Raw genomic sequence first — 23115 nt, 5'->3', positions numbered from 1 at the left:
GAGAGACATATGCTTACAATGTTTAAGCGTCTCTTCCTTGTTGTGCTGCCAATGTTGGCAGCACTAACAATGCTGTCTCCTTTGAGTCATGCATCTGAGACGAACTCATCACAAACTCAATCGAGCTCTGCTGAAAGAGAAATCACACAACTTGCTGGCGCTGATTTTTGGCGACAAGTAAGAAACGGTGAAGAAGGTTACACCACATCTCAATCGGCTGAGCACGGTGTGTTGATCAGTACCCCAGGTCAAGCGTGGTACATATTGAAAGAGAAGTGGATGTCACCAGCCGGTGCTGTCGCTATCTTTGGCAGTATTGCTTTCGTTACTCTAATGTACGTTGTGATTGGCCCATTAATGCTGAGTGCGCCAAGAACAGGCCGTAAGATCAAACGTTGGTCTCGACTAGACCGTGCCTTGCACTGGAGTATGGCCTTTACCTTCTTAACACTGGCGTTCAGTGGTTTGATGTTGGTTTACGGTAAGCACTTCTTGAAGCCGTACATTCCAACAGACCTTTGGGGCTTCATCGTTCTATTGGCGAAGCAATACCACAACTACATCGGCCCGATTTTCTATGTGCTGTTGATGGCTGTTCTCATCAAGTGGTGGCGCAAGTCTATTTTCAAGATGGTCGATGTACAGTGGTTCATGAAACTGGGTGGTATGGTCGGGAAACATAAAGGTTCTCATCCATCTGCAGAGTTTTCGAACGCGGGTGAAAAAGCACTGTTCTGGCTATTGATTGTTATGGGTAGTGTGGCTGCGATCAGTGGCTTGGTTTTAGACTTCCCAATCTTCGGTCAAACCCGTCGAGATATGGAGCTCTCAAACCTAGTCCACATGTTGGCTGCTTTGATCCTTATCTGTGGTTTCGTGTTCCACATCTACATCGGCTTGTTCGGTATGGAAGGGGCACTAGAAGGCATGGTAACAGGCGAAGTTGATGAGACTTGGGCTAAAGAGCACCATGATCTTTGGTACAAAGAAGTGATGGAACAAGAGAAAAACGGCGTTGAACAAAGCGCTAACGCAGCAACAGAGAAAACGGAAGGGGTGAATAAGAATGAACAAACCTCATAAAGGTATTTGGGTCGCTTACATACTAAGCTGCTTTACGCCATTTACTTGTCTTCTCTCTGGTGTGGTTGCCATCATCTACGCGGGCTATCGTTTAGATAAAGGCGAAGATGGTGAAGTAGTGGATACCCATTACTACGGCTTGATTCGCTCGTTCTTCTTGAACTTGACGTTCTTTGTTGTACTTATCGTGACAGTAGCGACCTCTAATGGCGTGTTGATCGGTGTGAACGATTACTGGTATCAAAATCATATTATCGATGACATCGCTTACTACATACCGTATGTAGGCATGTTGTTCGGTGGTGTTGCGATTGTGGTTTGGTTTATTCGTATGTATCAAGGTATGCAGCGTTTAAGTCAAAACCTACCGCAAAACCCGACAACAGGTCCAAACTTGTAGTCGAGTATCGGCTCACTAGATAGCGAATTATCTAGCACAATAGTCCTTTTGAAAGCCCAATGATTTCGGTCATTGGGCTTTTTGTTTCTAATCAGCAACGAAACTTAATGAAGCATAGTATTGACCGCTTCAATATGGTGCAACTCCCTTAATTGGTGCAATTCTTGTTTCCATTTTCACGCTCATTAAGAACCAAGAAAGTGCACCGATAAATTTATTATCAATTAATCAGTAAGTTAAAAGCAAAAACTGTTGCACGAAAATTACACCACACACTTGGAACGCATCTTGCGTTCACTGTTGAGTCTTTAATTAATTACAACATTGAATCGCACGATATCAGTGCAAATCAAATAAAGCGAAGGAGAATGCTTTAATGAGTGAAACGGTGACTCAAGTTCATAGTGCAGTACAAACCCTTACCCAAAGTTCAGATACTTTATTCCTATTACTCGGCGCCATCATGGTTTTCTTGATGCACGCTGGCTTTGCATTTCTAGAAGTCGGTACCGTTCGAAAGAAGAACCAAGTCAACGCGCTGGTTAAGATCCTTTCCGACTTTGGTGTCTCCGCCATTGCTTACTTCTTTATCGGTTACTGGGTTGCTTACGGTGCACACTTTTTTGCAGACGCAGAAACACTTTCGCAAGGCAACGGATATGAACTGGTTAAGTTCTTCTTCCTAATGACATTCGCAGCGGCAATTCCTGCGATTGTTTCTGGTGGTATCGCAGAGCGTGCTCGTTTCTATCCAATTTTGATTGCGACACTGTTTACGGTTGGTTTCATCTATCCATTTTTTGAAGGCATCATTTGGAACGGCAACTTTGGATTCCAAGATTGGCTAGAAGGTCAGTTTGGTTACGTGTTCCATGACTTCGCAGGCTCGGTAGTGGTTCACGGCGTAGGTGGTTGGATTGCTTTGGTCGCAGTTTACTTCTTAGGGATGCGTAAAGGTCGAATCCGTGCAGGCAAACACACCAACTTCGCACCATCGAATATCCCATTCTTAGCACTAGGCTCTTGGATCTTATGTGTGGGTTGGTTTGGCTTTAACGTGATGTCAGCTCAAGCGATCAATGGCATCAGCGGTCTCGTGGCAATGAACTCTCTCATGGCCATGGTTGGCGGTATTCTTGCGGCTCTAATTGCAGGTAAAAATGACCCGGGCTTCATCCACAATGGTCCTTTGGCTGGTCTCGTCGCTATCTGTGCGGGCTCAGATTTGATGCACCCACTTGGCGCTTTGGTGACGGGCGGTGTGGCAGGTGCGCTGTTTGTTTACCTATTTACTTATATGCAAAACAAAACACAGATCGATGATGTACTGGGTGTATGGCCTCTACACGGCGTATGTGGTGCCTGGGGTGGCGTTGCTGCTGGTATCTTCGGCCAACAAGCTTTCTGGGGTCTAGGCGGCGTGAGCTTTGCTTCTCAGTTGATTGGTACAGTCGCAGGTGTTGCTGTTGCTTTCGTCGGCGCGTTAATCGTATACGGTGTGTTGAGCAAACTAACAGGCCTACGCTTAAGTGAAGAAGATGAATTCAACGGTGCGGATCTTTCTATCCATAAGATCTCTTCTATCAACGAAGACTAACGTTGTTCACTTGGTGGGGTAAAGCACATCAAGTAGACAACTGTTGAACAGAACTAAGCGGCTTCGGTCGCTTTTTTGTTTCTATGGATAGCAAAACAGAGAATTTGAGTAACAACAACCACAACTATCAAGCGAGTTATGTCACAAATAGCCAATGAATTCAGTTGCCTAAGACTATGGTCTAATCCCCAAAACTATTGTTGGAATTTGAACAGTGCTAAGCTGTTACAAAGTGACATATCTAAAAGGACGTTATATGCATTTCCCATATCGAAATATCGTAATTCTTACTGGCGCTGGCATCTCTGCAGAGTCGGGGATACAAACATTCCGAGCACAAGACGGGCTATGGGAAAACCACAAAATCGAAGATGTAGCGACGCCTGAAGGGTTCGCAAAAGATCCTGACTTGGTACAAGCCTTCTATAACAAGCGTCGTCACGGCCTGCAAAGTGAGAGCATTCAGCCCAATTCAGCCCACAAGGCGCTAGGAGAGCTCGAAGACAAGCTTGATGGCAAAGTTACCATCATTACTCAAAACATCGACAATTTGCACGAGAGAGGCGGTAGCAACAACATTATTCACATGCATGGTGAACTTTTAAAAGCGCGTTGCAGTGAATCCAATCAAGTTGTAGAGCACAAAGGCGATATTGAAACGGGTGAACTTTGTCATTGCTGCCAAATCCCTGCACAAATGCGTCCACATATTGTTTGGTTTGGCGAAATGCCACTAAGAATGGGCGACATTTATTCCGCACTGGAAGAAGCGGATCTGTTTATCTCTATCGGAACTTCAGGTGTTGTTTATCCAGCGGCAGGCTTTGTTCACGATGCGAAAATGCATGGTGCACATACTATCGAGATAAACCTCGAACCAAGTGCGGTTGAAAGTGAATTTGAAGAGAAGCGCTACGGCAAGGCGAGTATCGAGGTGCCTAAACTGGTTGGCGAGTTATTATGTACAGAGAAAGGTTCTTTAACGGCCTAAGCCTTGTCTTTAATAACACACATCAGTTTCTGAATCTGAAAAAATAAAGCGGCTTACGCCGCTTTATTTACTTAACTTCTTAACTAACAATAACTTAGTTGTTTACTTTAAGTTTTTGGAAGTACTCGTCATAAATAACGCTCGCTTCACCAACTTCATCTTGCCACACACCGTTATCCATCACTGATTGTGGTGGGAAAACGTTCTTGTCTTCAGCAAATTCTTTAGGAAGAAGAGGGTAAGCGGTTTTAACTGGTGTCGGGTAACCGATCTCTAGAGCAATTTTCGCAGCGTTCTCTGGGCGAAGAAGGAAGTCGATCATCTTATGAGCCGCTTCAGTGTTCTTAGCGCCTGCTGGAATTGCTAGGCTGTCCATCCAGAAGATAGCGCCTTTTTCTGGCCAGATAATGTCAATCGTTGCGCCTTCTTGGCGTGCCATGTAAGCAGAACCATTCCAAAGCATACCAAGAGACACTTCACCTGCTAGGTAAGGGTTCGCTGGGAAATCTGAGTTAAATACCAATACGTTTGGCATTAGCTTACGAAGTTCTTCGTAGGCTTCTTTGATTTCTTCAGGGTTAGTCGTGTTTGGAGAGTAGCCCAGTTTAGATAGAGCGATATGGAAAACCTCACGAGAGTCATCCATCATCATCAGTTGACCTTCCCATTGCGTATCCCACAGATCGCCCCAGTTTTTAACTGAAGACTTGTCTAGCATGTCTGAGTTGATACCAATACCCGTCGCACCCCAGATGTATGGGATTGAGTAGTTGTTATTTGGGTCAAATGGCTTGTCTAAGTAATTTGGATCCAAATCTGCAAAGTGGCTTAGCTTGGTTTTATCAAGCTCTTGAAGCATGCCTTCTTTACGCATCTTAGAAACGAAGTAAGTAGAAGGAACCACTAAGTCGTAACCCGTACCTTGAGTTTTTAACTTAGCGTACATGCTTTCGTTAGACTCATAAGTTGAGTAGTAGACTTTAATGCCCGTCTCTTCTGTGAAGTCTTCTAGTACTTCATTTGGAATATATTCAGACCAGTTGTAAAAATACAGTTCTTGGTCAGCTGCGAAAGAGGGTGTAGAAAGTAAAGTAGCAGCACACAATGCGCCGGTATACAGTGTTTTTTTCATTACTGTTCCGTTCATTTGTTTGATTTGGAGCTGGGTAGTGAACCCAAGGTAAAGGATTTCGAAAAATCGCGCTATATTATAGCAGCGATATCAATGAATAGGCAGCCTAAGCTGCCTATTCATTGATATTCTTATTTTTAACTTATTGATTATCTACGTTGACCTGTTAAGTAAACTGGTTACTTAGCCACAGTTAGATAATAAGCTAAATTACTGACCTGCTTTAAGTTTCATGAAGTAATCTTCGTACTTCACTGTCTTATCGCCAACCGCAGCTTGCCATTCAACACGATCAAGGTCTTCTTGCGATGGGAATAGCGCAGGGCTATCTTTGAACTTCTCGTTAGACGCTTTAACGGCCGTTAGGTAGCCTGTGTCACGAGAAATTTGCTCAGCAATTTCAGGGCGAAGTAGGAAATCAATCATCTTATGAGCTGCTTCTACGTTTACCGCACCAGAGCTAATCGCAAAGTTATCAACCCAACCGATACCGCCTTCTTTAGGGAAAACCAGTTTGATTGGTAGACCTTCGTTTTGCGCTGCAGCAGCAGAACCGTTCCACAGCATACCAAGACCCACTTCACCAGACATGTAAGGCGCGCCTGGGTTGTCCGAGTTAAATACTAGAACGTTTGGCATAAGCTTTTGTAGCTCAGCGTACGCTTCGTCGATCTCTTTTTCGTTGGTTGTGTTACCAGAGTAACCTAACTTACGCAGTGCGATGTGGAACACTTCACGAGTGTCGTCCATCATCATCAGTTGACCTTCAAGCTCTGGCTTCCATAGATCAGCCCAGCTTTGGAAATCTTCTGGATCGTACATGTCAGTGTTAACAGCAAGACCTGTGATCGCAACTACGTGTGGAATAGAGTAGTCGTTGCTTGGGTCGTAGGGCTTATCTAGATAGTTAGTATCTAGATTCTTGAAGTTGTTCAGCTTAGTTTTGTCGATCTTTTGTAGCATACCTTCGTCACGCATCTTAGATACGAAGTAAGTCGACGGCACAACTAGGTCATAGCCTTTGTTGTGTGTTTTTAGCTTTGCGTACAGGGTTTCGTTCGACTCGTAAGTCGAGTAGATCACCTTGATACCAGTTTCATCAGTGAACTGTTCTAGAATCTCACTGTTGATGTAAGGTCCCCAATTCATGAATACCAATTCTTTGTTATCTTTTGCAAATGATGGTGCAGATAACATTGAAAGCGCACATGCACTACCAGCTAATAGAGTAGCCCATTTTTTCATTGACGTTAGCTCCAAACTAAACGTTGCCCGAAGGCAGTAGATAGAAAAACAGAATGGCAATTTACCATTCTGTTTATGATTAACACTTTTTTTGAACTTGAAGTCTCTTAACTTCTTAATCAAGCCAGTCTCTATATAGAGTAGGAGACTTACTTGATTTTTTCTCTCGCTAATGACTGAGAAATGATCACCAGTATTAACGACACCACTAACATCACTGTTGCTAGGGCGTTTACCTCAGGAGAGATACCCACTTTAACCATTGAGTAAATCTTCAGTGGTAAGATTTCATACGTTGGGCCGGTTACGAAAGAGCTAATGATGACATCGTCCAAAGACAGAGTGAAGCTCAATAACCAACCCGCAGCAACCGCTGGCTTAGCAAGAGGCAGAATGATCTGTTTTAGAATCGTCCATTCACTTGCACCTAAGTCTTTTGCTGCTTCTAGCATCTTCACATCAAAGCCATTCAAGCGACTGTATACCGTTACTACAACAAACGGTAGACAGAAGGTAATGTGAGCAGCAAGTAGGGTAAAGAACCCAAGTTGAACACCCATTACCAAGAATAGCGCAAGAAGCGAAATCGCCATTACGATATCTGGAGACATCATTACGATGAACAGCATGCCATTTACGATGCCTTTACCTTTAAATTGGTAACGGAATAGGGCTACTGCTGTAAGGCTCCCGACAATCGTTGCGGCTGTTGCTGAGAACACCGCTACGTTGATCGAGTGCCACGCAGCCTGCATTAGGCTGTCGTTGTTAATAAGCGCGTCATACCATTTAGTGGTGAAGCCACCCCATTTCATACCAAACTTATTGGCATTAAACGAGTTAGCGATCAATACGATAATAGGTAGGTATAGAAAGCCGTATACCAGCGCCATAAAGCTGAACTTAACTGTGCGCCCCATTAGTCTAGCTCCACTTTCTTGTTCAATAGCTTACCTGCTCGGTAGTAGGCATACAGCATCACAGCCATTGCCATGGTCAGTGCGATACTCGTCGCTGCGCCAAACGGCCAGTCTCGAGCGTTGAGCACTTGGCTCTTAATCACGTTACCAATCAATAGGTTCTTAGCTCCGCCTAATAGGTCAGAGATGTAGAACATACCTAACGCTGGCAGTAGCACTAACAAACAGCCGCCAATAATGCCCGGCATTGTTAGTGGTAGTACCACTTTCAATAGCGTTTGCAGTTTGTTCGCACCTAAATCTTTAGCCGCTTCTAAATACGTATCGTCCAGTTTTTCAATCGCTGAATACAGCGGAAGAATCATAAACGGAAGTAGGATGTACACTAAACCGATCATTACTGCGGTTTCTGAGTACATGATACGTAGCGGTTTATCAATGATATCTAACGCCAACAAGCTTTTGTTCAAGACACCTTGCGTACCCAGTACAATTTTTAATCCGTATGTACGAATCAAAGAGTTCGTCCAGAATGGTACTATCACTAGGAACAACATGATTGGACGCCACTTCGCCGGCATTTTTGCCACGATGTAAGCGAATGGGTAACCAATAATCAAACAAAGTAGGGTTGCGACAATTGCCATATAGAAAGAGTGCATCAACACTTTAAAATACAGCGGGTCAGCCAAACGCACGTAGTTATCGAGAGTGAAGGTCATCTCGATCAAGTTCGCTTCATCACGAGTTAAGAAGCTAGTACCAATGATCATGATGTTTGGAATCATCACGAACAACACTAACCAACCTGTGATTAAAGCAACAATTGCGTTTTGTAAATTAAACTTCTTGCTCATCTTCTAATACCACTTCCCAGCTCTCAACCCAAGTTACTGCAACTTTTTGGCCCAGTGAGTGATCAACATCAGGGTCATCTTCGTTGAAGAATTCGCTAACCATGACACGCATACCAGATTCAAGTTCTACGACTGAATCTAATGTCATGCCTTTATAGGTTCGCTCGACAATGTGGCCAACAATACCGCGTTGCTCTGACTCTTTAATTTCTTCGATTCGAAGATCTTCAGGGCGAAGCAATACTTGCAGTTTTTGACCCGGTGTTACGTCTTTATCGTGATAGATAATGGACTCTTCACCTTCGATTGTCGCAACAATGCGTTTTTCATCTTGACGAGATTTCGCTGTCGCTTCGAATACGTTAATTTCACCAATGAAACGCGCTACAAATAGGTTCTTAGGCTCTTCGTAGATCTCTCTTGGTGTTCCGTCTTGTTCAATCACGCCATCACGCATAACAATAATACGGTCAGACATAGACAGCGCCTCTTCTTGGTCATGCGTTACAAAAATGAACGTGATACCAAGTTGGCGTTGTAATTGTTTCAGCTCGATTTGCATCTGTTTACGTAGTTTGTAATCCAGAGCAGATAGAGATTCATCCAACAAAAGAACTTTAGGCTTATTAACGACAGCACGAGCGATTGCGATACGTTGCTGTTGGCCACCAGATAGCTGGTGTGGCTTTCGTTGTGCCATTTGTTCTAGGCGCACCATTTTCAAAGCATCCATTACACGAGGTTCAATCTCGCTGTTTGGAACTTTCTGCATGCGTAAGCCAAATGCCACATTGTCGAAAACGGTCATATGCGGGAATAGGGCATAGCTTTGGAATACAGTGTTTACATGCCTTTGTTCAGCAGGAACTTGGGTTACGTTTTGTTCAGCTAATAGTATTTGACCACTATCTGCCGTTTCAAAACCCGCAATCATTCTTAGCACGGTTGTTTTACCACAACCTGATGGGCCTAAAATCGTGAGAAACTCACCATGATTTACGTTTAAATCCAGATTGCCGATGACTTCCTTACCATCGAAACTTTTACTGATGCCAGTTAGCTGTACTACTGGCTTTCCTACTGATTTTTTAGCGTTCAACGTCTGTTTTTCTCCACCTTGGTTCTATTTGAGACCTGTTGCTATACACCTTTAAGGCGCGCATCATAATCACCAAAAACGTGAATTCAAAGCATTTTTTACCTTTCGAAGATAAAAAATTTCGCAGGTAAAAGTAAACATCCTTTACCATACTGTTATTTACTGGGTTTACACCCTAACAAGTGTCTAATTATTAACCATCAAGACGCAAAAGCAAGCCTTGTTACAGATTCATATTTTAGTTTGTATCCGACATATGAGTATAATGAAGGTAATTTTTTATCAATAAGTTAGGTGGCTTCGCTTAATCGGCACACCTAGGTATCAATATGAACAACGACATCGAAAAAGATTTTAATTTGGGCGGTAGTATCAACCGTGCACTTTCTGGCGATTATGAGCTCAAAGCAACGGCTGTATTCCAAGAAGCTTGGAAACATACGATAAGTCACTTTCTTTCGTTTTCCCCAGCGATTATTGCTTTGATGTTTGTGCAGCTCGCTATCTTTTATATCGCACTAAAACTACAGCTTGGTGATCCCGCGGTTATCTTAGATGCAGTTATCGACCCAGAGTCGTTTACGCCACAAATCGTTGAATCGATTTTTATCGCGAACTTTAGCTATGAAGTGATCAGTGCGCCTATCTATGCGGGTATCTGTTTAATGGCAATGAGTCACGCCGCTGGCCTACAAACCAAAGTACGCCACATCGGTAAAGGTTTGCAGTTTACGGTTCCGGTTATTCTAGTGACTTTGTTTAGCCTAATGCTTCAAGGCATCGCAGGTATGATTCTGCCGTTCTTGTCTATCTACTTCTCACTGGCGTTCAGCCATTCGATTCTGCTGATTTGTGATAAGAAAGTGCCGCCAATGCAATCGCTGCTGCTTTCTCTGCGTGCTGTCAACAAAAAAATCTTCACCGTTGCTTCTATCTACCTATTAGTAATGCTGATGTTCATCGTCGCGGCAATGATGTACGGCATTGGCTTAATCTTCGTTCTTCCATTCTTCTTCCACGTGAAAGGTATCCTTTACCGTGAAATGTTTGGCATCAAGTTGAAACTGATTGCTTCAGATCGTCCAAAGAGTGATGACGATAACAACGACAGCAATAACGACGACAATAACAAAAACCCACAGGTGTTCGATGCATAAAGAAACACAGACAAGCGCAAGCAAATCACTTGCGCTTAAAGTGACGGCACTGGCTCTTGTTGGCTCTATTTCACTAATTGGTCCTTATATTTACCAAGAAGAGGAGCGTCGACGTACGACAGAGCAGAGCGCCAATTCCACTGACCAATTTGGTGACTTGACGGTTTCTTCGAGCACACCAAACTTTGCGGCCATCGAAGATGTGAACGAGAAAAAGGACACATTTTTTTCGTTCCTACGTCCAAGCATCAATATTGAAAACAAACGTATCACCAAAGAGCGCGCGTTTTTAACTAAGCTCTCTGAGTCTGGTTTAAACAAAATTGATTCTGAAGACGCATCTTATGCGAAAAGGTTAGGGAAGTTATACAGCTTACCTGTGCCTAGTGAAGGTTTAGATCAGGCATGGCTGACAGAGATGCTTAATCGCGTCAATGTACTGCCAGAAGCGCTCGTACTGACACAAGCAGCGAATGAGTCAGCTTGGGGAACGTCGCGTTTCGCCACCAAAGCGAACAACTATTTCGGACACTGGTGTTACACCAAAGGTTGTGGCCTTGTTCCGCTACAACGTAACGAAGGTAGCTCCCATGAAGTCGCAACATTCTCTTCAAGCCAAGAGTCTGTGCACCGTTACTTCATGAACCTAAACCGAAACCGTGCTTACGCAGACCTAAGAGCAATTCGCGCAAAACTAGCGGCACAGGGCGACGATCTGTTAACGACCGAAACCGCAACAGAGCTCACCAACGGCTTGCTAAAATATTCTGAGCGAGGTTCAGACTATGTGACTGATTTACAAGCTATGATCCGTCACAACGAGGTATACTGGAAAAAGTAACTCATTTTGATACCAACTTGGTTGCCTTCGATAGTCGGCTTATACCAAGTAATATCACAAAAAGAGCAGCTCATTGGCTGCTCTTTCTATTTATAAACGCTCAACTTCGACAAGATTATAATAATGAAAAAGACAGCACTCGCTTTATTAGCCTCATTAAGCCTTGGGGTTTCTCTTCCTGCTACAGCGCAAGAATACATGTTCACGTATTCTAAGCTTTATACTCAGCTGAAAAACAACACCAAAGAAGGGCATGATGATGTCAAAGTTGCGGTCTTCTTTGTTGATCAACAAGCTCAGCAAACCTGTCACATCAGCAAAGCTTGGATGGAAAAAGAAGAGCACTACGAAGAGCTAAAAGTCTCTCCAGCCAATGAACTGCTTCTACCGGTAGATCAAAACCTTCGTTCAGCAAACCCTCTTATCTTTGTACAAACTCAAGAACAAGAATGTGCGTATTCTTTGGTCGTGATGACTCAAGAGCCTTTAGTTGGAACTGTTGAAGTTACACAGATAGAAAATCTATTGCCACAGATGCAGGCGATGCTTGAAGACGTCAGCGGCATGTTCTCTGGTTGGTTCACGCCAGATATCCAAGGGTTAACGCTAGAGTTCGCTAATAAGCTGGAAGGCAACATCGAGCTTTCAAATGGTAAGCAACTACCAATCAAAGAAGGGCGAACGAAATTCACCTTAGAAGAACTTCATGGAAGTGACAGCATCACGTTACCAGAACCAACAGTTCGCGTATTGCCGTACATTCCCGCGCAATAGTTTTTAACGGAATCATTGTTAGTGAAGTAAAAGCTTAGCGGAATCATTCCCCTAAGCTTTTACGACATATCTTAAAGCAGCCTCATCGAATTAGATCAGGCTGCTTTTCTTTATCTGCGATACCAACCGAGAGCATGTGAAACCGCGTTTCTCTACCAGCTAGGGAGCTTATCGAACAATAAAAGCAGAATCTTTCTATTACTCAGCTTGTTTATCCTGCCGTTACTATTTCAACATTAAATAAAAATCCGTATAATCCACGCCCTAAAACAGTCCCACTAGCAATCTACAGTCGGTAATACGACGGTGTGAGAGTCGCAATGAACCAAAACGATAATAGAAAAGAAACACTTGAATTCAACAAACTTCAGAAACGTCTGAGAAGAAATGTTGGAAATGCCATCATCGACTACAACATGATCGAAGAGAATGACGTAGTAATGGCATGTATTAGTGGCGGTAAAGATTCATTTGCGATGCTAGATATTTTGCTACGTTTACGTGAAGCAGCACCGATCAAATTTGATGTTGTGGCAGTAAACCTAGATCAAAAACAACCTGGGTTCCCTGAACACATTCTTCCTGAGTACTTTGAAACGCTGAACATTCCTTACTACATCGTAGATAAAGACACGTATTCAGTGGTTAAAGAGAAAGTGCCAGAAGGCAAAACAACGTGTGGCCTATGTTCTCGTCTTCGTCGTGGTACTTTGTACTCATTTGCAGAGAAGATTGGCGCAACTAAGATCGCACTGGGTCACCACCTAGACGACATCGTTGAAACCATGTTCCTAAACATGTTCCACGGTGCGCGCCTAAAGGCTATGCCACCAAAGCTTCGTTCAGATGATGGTCGTAACGTTGTTATTCGTCCACTGACTTACTGTCGTGAAACGGACCTAATCAAATACGCTGAACACAAAGAGTTCCCAATCATTCCTTGTAACCTATGTGGCTCTCAAGAGAATCTACAGCGTCAGAACATTAAAGCGATGCTAATTGATTGGGATAAGAAAACGCCAGGTCGTGTTGAGAAGATCTTCAAGTCAATCCAGAACGTAAGTCCAAGCCAACTGGCTGACCGCGAGCTGTTTGACTTCGTGAACCTTCCACTAGACCGTAGTGAAGACCGCAAAGCGTACGAATTCGAAGAAGCTGAAATTTCATCTTCTAACATCGATGAGTCAATGTTCATCGACGTAACGAACGTATAATAAGAATAATCGTTGTAGAGCAATAGATGCGCCTACAACAGACAAACAAAAACGCCTCAAGCAATGCTTGAGGCGTTTTTTTATAAGTTAAACTATCCCTGACCTAACCTTTCGAAAGGTTAGGGTCTAGTGGGCTAACGTAACCAGACGGTTTAAGAGCCAACACATCACAGTTAATCTTATCGATAACATGTTCCGCGGTATTACCAATAAACACGGCAGACAAGCCAGTACGACCCGTTGTACCCAGAATCACCATCGCAGCGTTATTTTCAGAAGCGACGCGAGGAATAACATCTTCTGGCAAGCCTTGTTCAACCACAGTTTGTTCTTCACACATACCGTGCTTCTGGCGCAATGCTTTCATTGCCGTTAAGTGATGGCCACGAACCGCATCGGTATAAGACGTTGGATCAAACTCTGGCAGTTCAATGGTAATATTCGCAGGTGTCACAGGGTAGGCATTCACCAAGAACGGTTCCGCATCCAAACGACCGGTGATCTCTAGCAATCTATCGACCATCGTATCGTTAAGCTCTAAATGAGCTTCTGTTTCAGAACCTACATGAACTGAAGCAAAAATCTTCGCGTGATCTGGCCAGAAATCGTTTTTAACCAATAGCACTGGGCTAGGGCACTTTCTCAACAGATGCCAATCGGTTGGAGTGAAGATGACAGATTCCAAAGTATCGTGTTTACGCGTACCTTTGATTAAGATGTCGTGCTCGCCGCTGTAAACCTCAGCAATGATCGCTTCGTACGGGCGGTTATGCCAAACCACTTGTACATTAAATTCAATAGAATCATCTAGGTAAGGTTCTACGACTTTATTCATCCAAATTTCGCGTTGGTGAATTACGCCTTTGCGCATTGCGTCTCTTTCATCGATAGAGAGCATAGATGTCATTTCATACGAGAAGTCGTATATCGACAAAAAGAAAGTGATGTGGCTTGTTGAGGTGCTTTTCTTAGCAAGTTGGATAGCACGAACTAGAGCAGGTTGCTCATCGTGATTAATGTCTGCGACAACTAAAATTTTGTTATAGATACTCATAACTAAGCCTACTTTTCAGACCGAACATATAAATAATGTAGCGTAGTTATGGAGAGATTAAGAGAAATATAAGAGGTTTTAAGAGAGAAACATGATGTAGCTCATTATTGAACTACATCATTGATATCTAGACTATTCTTTTGAAACGCCAGCAAGTTCCATCAACGCATCGTGATCTTCGATAGTGATATATTTGCCTTTAACGCTCAAGATGTCTGCTTTTTGGAAACGACCTAGAAGACGGCTGATTGTTTCAACAGTCAAACCAAGGTAGTTACCAATATCACCACGAGTCATCGTTAGGCGGAACTCACGCGGGCTGAAGCCACGTTGAGAGAAGCGAGTAGAAAGGTTGTAAAGGAATGCAGCAAGGCGCTCTTCCGCGTTCTTCTTAGAAAGAAGCAGAATCATTTCTTGGTCACCTTTAATCTCGTTACTCATCAGGCGCATAATTTGCTGACGCAATTTAGGCATTTTTCCTGATAGGTCATCAAGAATCTCATATGGGATTTCACAGACCATAGAAGTTTCTAGCGCTTGTGCGAAACTAGGGTGTTGGTCACCAGTAATCGCATCGAAGCCAACAAGATCGCCCGCTAGGTGGAACGCAGTAATCTGCTCATCACCTTGCTCAGTAATCGTGTAGCTCTTGATCGTTCCAGAGCGAATAGCATATAGAGATTTAAGCTCGTCACCGGCTTTAAATAACTCTTGGCCTTTTTGAATAGGCTTTTTTCTCTCAATGATCTGATCAAGTTGATCGAGTTCAGATTCATTCAAAGTAAACGGAATACAGAGCTGGCTAATACTACAATCCTGGCAATGGATCGCACAGCCACCAGACTGAACACGTTTCGTCACAGGCTTTTCAGAAATCATAACAATCTTTCACTATTTGATATACGTCAATATTTTAGCATTCCTTTATCCAGTTGGGTAGTAAAAAAACCGGATTTAAAGATTGCCTATACGGTATAAATAATGAGCTGCAATGCCATATATCCGGTATAGAAACCATAAAGGAGGATTAAAATTGCGCCTAATTGGCGAAATAAGTCAGCTTGTTGCATTTTTTTGAGGAAATTAGCGCCCATACCTACTGTGAGCATTGCTGGAAGCGTACCTAAACCGAAAGCAAGCATGATACCTGCACCGTTGTACCAACTTCCTGATACGGCCGCCCACGTAAGCATTGAGTAAACTAAGCCACATGGTAGCCAACCCCAAATAAAGCCAAACGGCAAAGCATGGCTAGGGTGCTTCAAGGGTAGAAATGATTTACCTAAAGGAGAGATATAGCGCCATAGTTTCTGCCCGACTTTTTCAAAGAACAACAAGCCGAACCACCATTTACCGATATACAAACCTAAGACGATCATAAAGCCAGCTGCAAATAATCGCAGCCAACCTAGCAGAGCGTTAAAATCGCTTAGCTGACCTATCGAAGAGATTGCACCGCCAATCACACCACCAATCACGGCATAACTTAGCAAGCGCCCTAGGTTATAAAGTAGGGGAATAACAGGGGAAGGTTTACTGTTGCCAATCGAAAGAAGCGACGCAATACCACCACACATTCCCATGCAATGGCCTGCGCCGATCAATCCAACAACAAAGGCTCCGATCCAATCAGGCGTCATCGTTCTTTTTGTCTACGTTAGTTTGGCTTTCGCTGTTAGCTTTCTCATTCTTGACAGGTTTACTATCAGAATGGTTGTGAGCCTTTTCGTCTTCATCAAACAGTATATTGTGACCTTGACGTTCTAGGTCTTCAAACTGTTCGCTCTTCACCGCCCATAGAAAAATACCAACAGCGATGCACACCAGTACAATCGCAATGGGGATCAGGATGTATAAACTTTCCATTATTTACCTTGCTCTTTTAAAAGCCTTAACGAGTTAGACACAACAATAATAGAGCTGGCAGACATGCCCACAACGGCAATGTATGGAGCAACCAAACCCGCGACAGCCAATGGAAGGATAAGTAAGTTATATCCTAATGACCAAGCTAGGTTTTCACGAATTATCTTACGTGTTTTTAACGCCAAAGTACGCGACTTAAGTAATCTATCGAGCTTATCACCCAGTAACACCATATCCGCAGAAGCTTTCGCCACGTCTGTACCGCCGCCCATAGCGACAGAAAGGTGGGCACCTGCAAGAATAGGGGCATCGTTAATGCCATCGCCAACCATCATGGTAATGTCACTTGCATCTCGAGAGTTCAGGTAAGCAAGTTTATCTTCAGGTTTCGCGTTAGCAACAATATCAGTAATACCAATCTCTTCAGCAACAGGCTTCGCGTTAATCAAAGAATCGCCAGTAAGCAGAGTTGTTTTGATGCCCGCTTCTTTAAACTGCTTAATAAACTCGATGCTTTCTTTACGGATTGGATCTTCATAAGTAAATGTAGCGATATGACGACCCGCCATCGACAAGTAAATGCCGTTGCTTTCCGATGGTTGAGCTTCACCTAGAATGAATTCACTACTACCAATCGCAACTTCTTGGCCATTCCACTCACCAGTGATACCTGAACCAATCACGTTATTAACTGACTCTACTTCGATCTCATCAGAAAGATGAGTCTTGAACGCTTTAGCGATAGGGTGGTTAGCGTGTTGTTCCAGGCTCGCCGCTACTTTGAGACAAGTGTCTTTATCAAGTTCAGCGAAGGTTTCAACTTGGCTGATACGAATATCACCCTCAGTCAATGTACCTGTTTTATCGATGATCAAGTGATTCACTTTGCACAAGGTTTCGAATACGTGGCCTTTGCGCAGCAAAATACCGAAGTTACCCATGCGAGACGTTGAACAAGTAATCGCCGTCGGTGTTGCCAGTGACAGAGCACAAGGACACGTTGCTACCAATACCGAAAGCATGATCCAGAAAGCGTCTTCTGGTCGTGTTTGGTGCCAGTAAAACCAAGTACCGAATGAGATGATTAAGATCACCGCAACAAAGTATCGAGCCACAACATCAGCAATTTCTGCAATGCGAGGTTTAGACAGTTGCGCTTCGTCTTGCAGGCGAACGATGTTGGAAATCACCGAATCCGCTTTTGATGTCATCACTTCCAGTTCAAACGACTCATCACCATTCAATGTACCAGCGTAGACAGTATCGCCTTCGTTTTTGACCACATGGATAGATTCGCCAGTCAGCATCGATTCATCGATATGAACTCTGCCAGACAATACTTTGCCATCGGCAGGAATGTGCTCACCCGGTAGAACGCGAATTTGGTCGCCAACTTTTAAGGTTTTGACTGGAACTTGTTCGCCATCTAACGTTGTTGCCATAGCAGGAACGAGCTTAAGCAGGTTACCACTAGCAGCGGCGGCTTTACGACGAGCGCGCATTTCAAGGAAACGACCAAGCAGTAGGAAGAAGGTAAACATCGAGATAGATTCGAAGAATACTTCACCTTTCTCTGTCAACGTTGCGACCAAACTTGCAACGTAGGCAAACAAAAGAGCGATCGACACAGGTACATCCATACCCAATGTTCGACCTTTGAGGCTACGCCACGCGTTGATATAGAAAGGCAATGCAGAGTAGAGCAGAACCGGTGTTGCAAAGATTAAGCTCACCCAACGGAAGTAGCTTTTGAATTCGGGCTCAAGGTTACCAAAGACTTCAAGATAAAGCGCAACAGCCAGCATCATGACCTGCATGGTTGCTAAACCAGCAATGCCAAGACGATAGAGATAATTCTTCATCGATCGATGATAGGCGGCTTCTTGTTGATCAGCCTCAAAAGGTGCGGCTTTGTAGCCTAAGGTATGGATTGCAGACAACAGCTCGCTCAGTTTCGTCTGAGTGTTGTCCCAACTGAGCAGGGCGCGGTTAGTCGTGGTATTAACACGAATACTAACAACCCCTAACTTTGAAGAGACTTGCTTTTCAATAAGCCAAGCACAAGCAGCACAAGAGACACCTTCTAGTGACAATGTCACTTCAGAGGTGTTTTCAGAGTTACGGACGAACTCCAATTGAACATCTTCGTTGTCGTAATGACTGAGTGCCAGAAGTTGCTCTGGCACGAGATCCGCTTTTTCAGCTGGAGCGGTACGATATTGGTAGTAAGAGACCAGACCGCTATCAACGATTGTCTGGGCTACGGTTTCGCAACCCGGACAACACATAGGTCGCACCGATCCTAAGATTTCTACTTTAAAATCCGTTTCCGCTGGTACATCTTCACCGCAGTGATAACAGGATTCACACATAAGATTTAGTTCGTTAGTTGAGTAGGAGTATCAATAGGGAAGTTCATGCGACCTTGCACTAACCATTCAGAATCATGCGGAGAAAGCTCGATAAACCATGGACCTTGCATTTCATGATCCAGAGTCAACGTGTAGTTGCCTCTCGCATCAGCGGTCAGTAGCTGAGTAAAATCACGGTCAGGCAGCGTTCGGTGCACGAACATTGCGCTAATAGCAGGGAAGTGGTCTAGTTTGCCTTTGTCGAGAGTAATGATAACTGAGTTACCTTTCTCGCTAACTGAAGCTGATAAGCCAAGCTCTTTAGCAACATTTACTTTCGAAATGTCGACATTAATACCTTTACCTTTTTTATAGTAATCTTCAGTGACAACGTTAACTGAATGGTTGGTAAGTATCGCGACTCGAACCAATGTTAGCATAGAAACGCCAACGGTTAGGAAGATCAAAAACCACGGCCAAAACTGCTTATACCAAGGTTGTTCCATATTATTATTCTCAATATATACAATGAAATAAAACTAATTTTTACAAACACTTAAGGTTATAACTGTAAAAGAAAGACAGCCCCTTAAGAAGGGGCTGTTATTATTATGTTACTCTTTATCTGAGTTGCTGAGGCTCCAGACGTAGGCAGAGACGAGCTGAACCTTATCCTCACCGAGGATGTCCTTCCAAGCCGGCATTACACCAGAACGTCCGTACATGACTGTTTCCGTCACATCAGCGCGAGAATCGCCGAATAGCCAGTCGCGGTCAGTCAGGTCAGGGGCGCCAACAGCAGGGTTACCCTTACCATCAGTACCGTGACACGCTGCACACACTACAAAGCGAGCTTTACCAGCCTCTGCTTCACGTGCGTTTACGCTACGACCAGAAAGGCTAAGCGTGTAGCTAACTACTTCTTTTACGCCTTCTTCGCCAAGAGCGTCTTTCCAACCTGGCATTTGACCGACACGACCATGCATGATGGTAGTAACGATAGCTTGTGGTTCACCACCATATAACCATGCGTCATCAGTTAGGTTCGGGAAACCTTTCTGACCACGTGCATCAGAGCCGTGACACTGAGAACAGTTTTGTAGGAACAAACGTTGGCCCACTTTGATTGCATCAGCATCTGATGCAATGTCAGGGACGGAACGTAGACCATTTTCGTCGTGAGCTAGCTTTCTGAATGCTTCACCAAAGTAGGTGTCTGCATCATCAAGCTCTTTCGCGTATGCGTCTAACTGTTTATTTGCTTGCGCAGCAGCGATTGCAGAGCGAGACTCTTCTACGCTACGAACTGTTTGGTTTGAACTCGTCCAACCTAGTAGACCTTTAAAGTTGCCAAGGCCTGGGTATAGAGCTAGATAAACAGCTGCAAACACAATTGTGCTAACGAAAAGGTATGTCCACCATTTAGGTAGCGGGTTATTAAGCTCACGAATACCATCGTATTCATGGCCCATATCCTGACCTTCTTCTACACCTGTTTTATCGTTGGAACACCAACGAAGTAAGGCTGCACAGCCAATCAATGTACCGATTGTGATTACTGTTACCCAAATACTCCAGAATGTACTCATTACTTCGTCACTCCTTGATTTTTATCTTTCGCAGGTGCTTCATCAGCGAACACTAGGTTTGCATCTTCGTCGAAGCGCGACTTACGATTTTTACCGAAAGCCCACCAAACGATGCCGATGAAACAAGCAAAAACAGTAACAGTCCAAACACTTTGAAATGTAATAATGTCCATAATTATTCCTTATTTCATTGCGTGGCCAAGCGATTGAAGGTAAGCGATGATTGCATCCATCTCTGTTTTTCCTTCAACATCTTGTTTAGCGTTAGCAATTTGTTCGTCTGTGTAAGGAACACCAAATTGATTACGGAAGATTTCAAGCTTCTGTTTAGTCAATTTGCCATCAAGTACATTCTCAGCAAGCCATGGGAAACCAGGCATGTTTGATTCAGGAACAAGTTCGCGAGGGTCGATAAGGTGAACGCGGTGCCACTCATCAGAGTAACGATCACCAACACGCGCTAAATCAGGACCAGTACGCTTAGAACCCCATAGGAATGGGTGTTCCCAAACGCTTTCGCCAGCTACAGAGTAGTGACCGTAACGTTCAGTTTCAGAGCGGAAAGGACGAATCATTTGGCTGTGACATACGTTACAACCTTCGCGAATGTAGATATCACGACCTTCCATTTCCAGAGCAGAGTAAACACGTAGATTTTCTACAGGTTCAGTAGTCTGCTTTTGGAAAATAAGCGGGGTAATTTCTACTAAAGCACCAAAACTGATAGCAATAACGATAAGAATCGCTAGTAGGCCAACATTCTTCTCTACCAACTCATGGCGATTATTTGAATTTGAGCTCATTCTAAATCTCCTTAAGCCGGTTGAGGGATAGCTTTAAGGCTATCTTTAGGTGCAGAAACAGTTTTGTACGTGTTGTATGCCATTAAGAACATACCAGATAGGAAGATGAAACCACCTAAGAAACGTACAAAGTAGAACGGGTAAGACGCTTCTACAGATTCAACGAAGCTGTAAGTTAATGTACCGTCAGAGTTAACTGCACGCCACATCAGACCTTGCATCACGCCAGAGATCCACATTGCTACAATGTAGAAAACCGTACCAATCGTTGCTAACCAGAAGTGAACATTGATTAGGGATACAGAGTACATACGCTCTTGACCAAATAGTTTAGGAACTAAGTGGTAAACCGAACCGATAGAAACCATTGCAACCCAACCTAACGCACCAGAGTGAACGTGACCGATAGTCCAGTCCGTGTAGTGAGATAGTGCGTTAACCGTTTTGATTGCCATCATTGGGCCTTCGAAAGTCGACATGCCGTAGAATGATAGAGAAACGATTAGGAAACGTAGGATTGGGTCGTAGCGAAGCTTATGCCACGCACCAGATAGAGTCATAATACCGTTGATCATGCCACCCCAAGATGGAGCAAACAGAACCAAAGACATAACCATACCTAGAGATTGAGTCCAGTCAGGAAGTGCAGTGTAGTGTAGGTGGTGAGGACCAGCCCAGATATACAGAGACACGAGAGCCCAGAAGTGAACAATCGACAAACGGTAAGAGTAAACAGGGCGACCAGCTTGTTTAGGAACGAAGTAGTACATCATGCCTAGGAAACCAGCTGTCAATAGGAAGCCTACCGCATTGTGTCCGTACCACCATTGCACCATTGCATCGATCGCTCCGGAATAAATCGAGTACGATTTAAACGCAGAGACAGGAACAGCTAGGCTGTTAACGATGTGCAACACGGCAACCGTGATAATGAAGGCTCCGAAGAACCAGTTTGCTACGTAAATGTGCGATGTCTTACGTTTAATCATGGTTCCGAAGAACACGACCGCATAAGCTACCCACACAAGAGTAATAGCAATATCGATTGGCCATTCAAGTTCTGCGTATTCTTTACCAGAGGTTAAACCTAACGGTAAAGTAATTGCAGCGGACAGGATAATCGCTTGCCAACCCCAAAAGGTAAAGGCTACGAGAGGGCCACCAAAGAGACGCGTCTGACAGGTACGTTGTACAACATAATATGATGTTGCAAACAGCGCACTTGTACCGAACGCAAAAATAACCGCATTAGTATGCAGGGGACGTAAACGACTGTACGTCAACCACGGCGTATCAAAGTTTAGCTGTGGCCAAACTAATTGAGCGGCAATCAAAACACCAACGCCCATACCGACAATACCCCACAAAATTGTAACTAGGGTAAATTGACGGACGACCGTATAGTTGTAGTTTTGTTCAAGCTGCTTTTCTTGGCTCATTTGCATGCTTCCAATTTCTTATTTACTACACTTTACTTCCAACACGACTCACGTCGTAATGCCACCCAAATTAGAAAAGGAAATTCAGCCTATTCAGGGCTTTATTTCCACTTGCTGATTTTAAAAAAAAGTGGCATTTTCAACGCGACACTATACTTGAATTAACAAATCAATGACAGAGTAGTAACCTTACGCTTGGTCTGGAATTGGATTTTTATTTAAAAACTTTGAACTTTGTAACAAGGAGTAAAGATTATAATGGCGGCACAAAAGCTAACAAAAGGCAGGCTTGTTCAAATTATCGTCATGTTGGTTATTTTAATAGCTGCATTTACTTGGAGAACAGTAACATACGATAATAACGAAACAGTAAACTGTATAGTTTCAAAACCTTGTAAATTTCGTATTGATAATCATAATGTTTCAGTTTCAAGCAATAACCTAGGGTATTCGATCGAAACATCTAAAACTGGCAAATTTATCATTAGCTATAATGAAAGCGGAATTCTGGAAGAAAAAGGACCATCAAATTGGCTGTTACAAACTAGTGATAAGACCTCCTCAATAACGGTTACATTTCCACAACAGGTGAGCACGTTTTCTGTAAACCTTTCTAAGGAGTAACAGAGAGAAACTGGGGCACACCTCGGTTCTTTTGATAGAAACATGTACCAAATCAGTGAAACACAATGCATTAAAGTGT

Annotated in this window: 24 protein-coding genes; 9 read left to right on the top strand and 15 right to left on the bottom strand. The window is 43.6% G+C overall.

The genetic code is table 11. The annotated features are described in order from the left end of the window. Positions 1-9: 9 nt before the first annotated feature. The 4 genes from AB6E54_RS09350 (at position 10) to cobB (ending at position 4071) form a co-directional block, all read left to right on the top strand. On the top strand, positions 10-1083 hold the full coding sequence (locus tag AB6E54_RS09350) for a formate dehydrogenase subunit gamma (RefSeq protein ID WP_102333340.1): 1074 nt from the start codon (positions 10-12) through the stop codon (positions 1081-1083). Further along, positions 1067-1483 (top strand): hypothetical protein, encoded by a 417-nt coding sequence (locus AB6E54_RS09345; RefSeq protein WP_017059624.1) that lies wholly within the window; start codon positions 1067-1069, stop codon positions 1481-1483. Before AB6E54_RS09350 ends, AB6E54_RS09345 begins: the two co-directional genes overlap by 17 nt. A gap of 376 nt (positions 1484-1859) precedes the next feature. Further along, complete coding sequence (locus AB6E54_RS09340) at positions 1860-3080, top strand: ammonium transporter (protein WP_017059625.1); 1221 nt, start codon at positions 1860-1862, stop codon at positions 3078-3080. Positions 3081-3336: 256 nt separating this feature from the next. Further along, entirely contained in the window at positions 3337-4071 is a 735-nt protein-coding gene (gene cobB, locus AB6E54_RS09335; protein ID WP_017063867.1) for a Sir2 family NAD+-dependent deacetylase, read from the top strand. A 94-nt stretch (positions 4072-4165) separates the two neighbouring features. On the opposite strand, the gene AB6E54_RS09330 is transcribed toward cobB, so the two are convergent. The 5 genes from AB6E54_RS09330 to potA form a co-directional block, all read right to left on the bottom strand. Further along, positions 4166-5203, bottom strand: a complete 1038-nt coding sequence (locus AB6E54_RS09330) for an extracellular solute-binding protein (RefSeq protein WP_017059627.1) — start codon at positions 5201-5203, stop codon at positions 4166-4168. A 210-nt stretch (positions 5204-5413) separates the two neighbouring features. Next, positions 5414-6448 carry an extracellular solute-binding protein gene (locus tag AB6E54_RS09325; protein WP_017059628.1) on the bottom strand — a complete coding sequence of 345 codons (1035 nt, stop codon included), beginning with the start codon at positions 6446-6448 and terminating at the stop codon, positions 5414-5416. Positions 6449-6597: 149 nt separating this feature from the next. Next, complete coding sequence (gene potC / locus AB6E54_RS09320) at positions 6598-7368, bottom strand: spermidine/putrescine ABC transporter permease PotC (RefSeq protein ID WP_102333341.1); 771 nt, start codon at positions 7366-7368, stop codon at positions 6598-6600. After that, complete coding sequence (potB, locus tag AB6E54_RS09315; protein ID WP_017059630.1) at positions 7368-8225, bottom strand: spermidine/putrescine ABC transporter permease PotB; 858 nt, start codon at positions 8223-8225, stop codon at positions 7368-7370. The genes potC and potB overlap by 1 nt, the downstream gene beginning before the upstream one ends. Next, positions 8209-9324 carry a spermidine/putrescine ABC transporter ATP-binding protein PotA gene (gene potA, locus AB6E54_RS09310; RefSeq protein WP_017059631.1) on the bottom strand — a complete coding sequence of 372 codons (1116 nt, stop codon included), beginning with the start codon at positions 9322-9324 and terminating at the stop codon, positions 8209-8211. The genes potB and potA overlap by 17 nt, the downstream gene beginning before the upstream one ends. 329 nt (positions 9325-9653) lie before the next feature. Between potA and AB6E54_RS09305 the strand changes: the two genes are divergently transcribed. From AB6E54_RS09305 to ttcA, 4 genes are all read left to right on the top strand, one after another. Beyond that, positions 9654-10481, top strand: coding sequence for a hypothetical protein (locus AB6E54_RS09305; protein ID WP_017059632.1), 828 nt, complete (start codon positions 9654-9656; stop codon positions 10479-10481). Beyond that, positions 10474-11322: a glucosaminidase domain-containing protein gene (locus AB6E54_RS09300; RefSeq protein ID WP_372106289.1), complete on the top strand. Its 849-nt coding sequence runs from the start codon at positions 10474-10476 to the stop codon at positions 11320-11322. The genes AB6E54_RS09305 and AB6E54_RS09300 overlap by 8 nt, the downstream gene beginning before the upstream one ends. Before the next feature lie 123 nt (positions 11323-11445). Beyond that, positions 11446-12096, top strand: coding sequence for a DUF2987 domain-containing protein (locus AB6E54_RS09295; RefSeq protein ID WP_372106290.1), 651 nt, complete (start codon positions 11446-11448; stop codon positions 12094-12096). Between the two features lie 320 nt (positions 12097-12416). After that, the gene (gene ttcA / locus AB6E54_RS09290; protein ID WP_017059635.1) at positions 12417-13310 is read left to right on the top strand and encodes a tRNA 2-thiocytidine(32) synthetase TtcA; all 894 of its coding nucleotides are present in this window, start codon (positions 12417-12419) and stop codon (positions 13308-13310) included. A 103-nt stretch (positions 13311-13413) separates the two neighbouring features. Here ttcA and uspE read toward each other — a convergent pair whose 3' ends face one another. The 10 genes from uspE to ccoN form a co-directional block, all read right to left on the bottom strand. Beyond that, positions 13414-14364 carry a universal stress protein UspE gene (gene uspE, locus AB6E54_RS09285; RefSeq protein WP_372106291.1) on the bottom strand — a complete coding sequence of 317 codons (951 nt, stop codon included), beginning with the start codon at positions 14362-14364 and terminating at the stop codon, positions 13414-13416. A 132-nt stretch (positions 14365-14496) separates the two neighbouring features. Continuing rightward, entirely contained in the window at positions 14497-15243 is a 747-nt protein-coding gene (locus AB6E54_RS09280; RefSeq protein WP_017059637.1) for an FNR family transcription factor, read from the bottom strand. A gap of 86 nt (positions 15244-15329) precedes the next feature. Beyond that, on the bottom strand, positions 15330-16004 hold the full coding sequence (locus tag AB6E54_RS09275) for a sulfite exporter TauE/SafE family protein (protein WP_102428850.1): 675 nt from the start codon (positions 16002-16004) through the stop codon (positions 15330-15332). Then, on the bottom strand, positions 15994-16230 hold the full coding sequence (ccoS, locus tag AB6E54_RS09270) for a cbb3-type cytochrome oxidase assembly protein CcoS (protein WP_017059639.1): 237 nt from the start codon (positions 16228-16230) through the stop codon (positions 15994-15996). The genes AB6E54_RS09275 and ccoS overlap by 11 nt, the downstream gene beginning before the upstream one ends. Further along, a complete protein-coding gene (locus AB6E54_RS09265; RefSeq protein WP_372106292.1) occupies positions 16230-18602 on the bottom strand; it encodes a heavy metal translocating P-type ATPase in 2373 nt (790 codons plus the stop codon). Before AB6E54_RS09265 ends, ccoS begins: the two co-directional genes overlap by 1 nt. Positions 18603-18607: 5 nt before the next feature. Beyond that, complete coding sequence (locus tag AB6E54_RS09260) at positions 18608-19087, bottom strand: FixH family protein (RefSeq protein WP_017059641.1); 480 nt, start codon at positions 19085-19087, stop codon at positions 18608-18610. Positions 19088-19195: 108 nt separating this feature from the next. Then, entirely contained in the window at positions 19196-20170 is a 975-nt protein-coding gene (gene ccoP / locus AB6E54_RS09255) for a cytochrome-c oxidase, cbb3-type subunit III (RefSeq protein WP_017063857.1), read from the bottom strand. Beyond that, positions 20170-20343, bottom strand: coding sequence for a CcoQ/FixQ family Cbb3-type cytochrome c oxidase assembly chaperone (locus AB6E54_RS09250; RefSeq protein ID WP_004733679.1), 174 nt, complete (start codon positions 20341-20343; stop codon positions 20170-20172). The genes ccoP and AB6E54_RS09250 overlap by 1 nt, the downstream gene beginning before the upstream one ends. 9 nt (positions 20344-20352) lie before the next feature. Beyond that, the gene (ccoO, locus tag AB6E54_RS09245; RefSeq protein ID WP_017059643.1) at positions 20353-20973 is read right to left on the bottom strand and encodes a cytochrome-c oxidase, cbb3-type subunit II; all 621 of its coding nucleotides are present in this window, start codon (positions 20971-20973) and stop codon (positions 20353-20355) included. A gap of 11 nt (positions 20974-20984) precedes the next feature. Continuing rightward, on the bottom strand, positions 20985-22418 hold the full coding sequence (gene ccoN, locus AB6E54_RS09240; protein WP_009846707.1) for a cytochrome-c oxidase, cbb3-type subunit I: 1434 nt from the start codon (positions 22416-22418) through the stop codon (positions 20985-20987). Positions 22419-22670: 252 nt separating this feature from the next. Here ccoN and AB6E54_RS09235 point away from each other — a divergent pair, with 252 nt between their 5' ends. Next, a complete protein-coding gene (locus AB6E54_RS09235; protein WP_372106293.1) occupies positions 22671-23036 on the top strand; it encodes a hypothetical protein in 366 nt (121 codons plus the stop codon). Positions 23037-23115: the final 79 nt, after the last annotated feature.

The organism is Vibrio sp. 10N.247.311.49 (assembly GCF_041467655.1).
Lineage (GTDB): Bacteria > Pseudomonadota > Gammaproteobacteria > Enterobacterales > Vibrionaceae > Vibrio > Vibrio crassostreae_C.
Note: the sequence above shows the minus strand (reverse complement) of the source record. Positions and strands in the feature narration are given on the sequence as shown.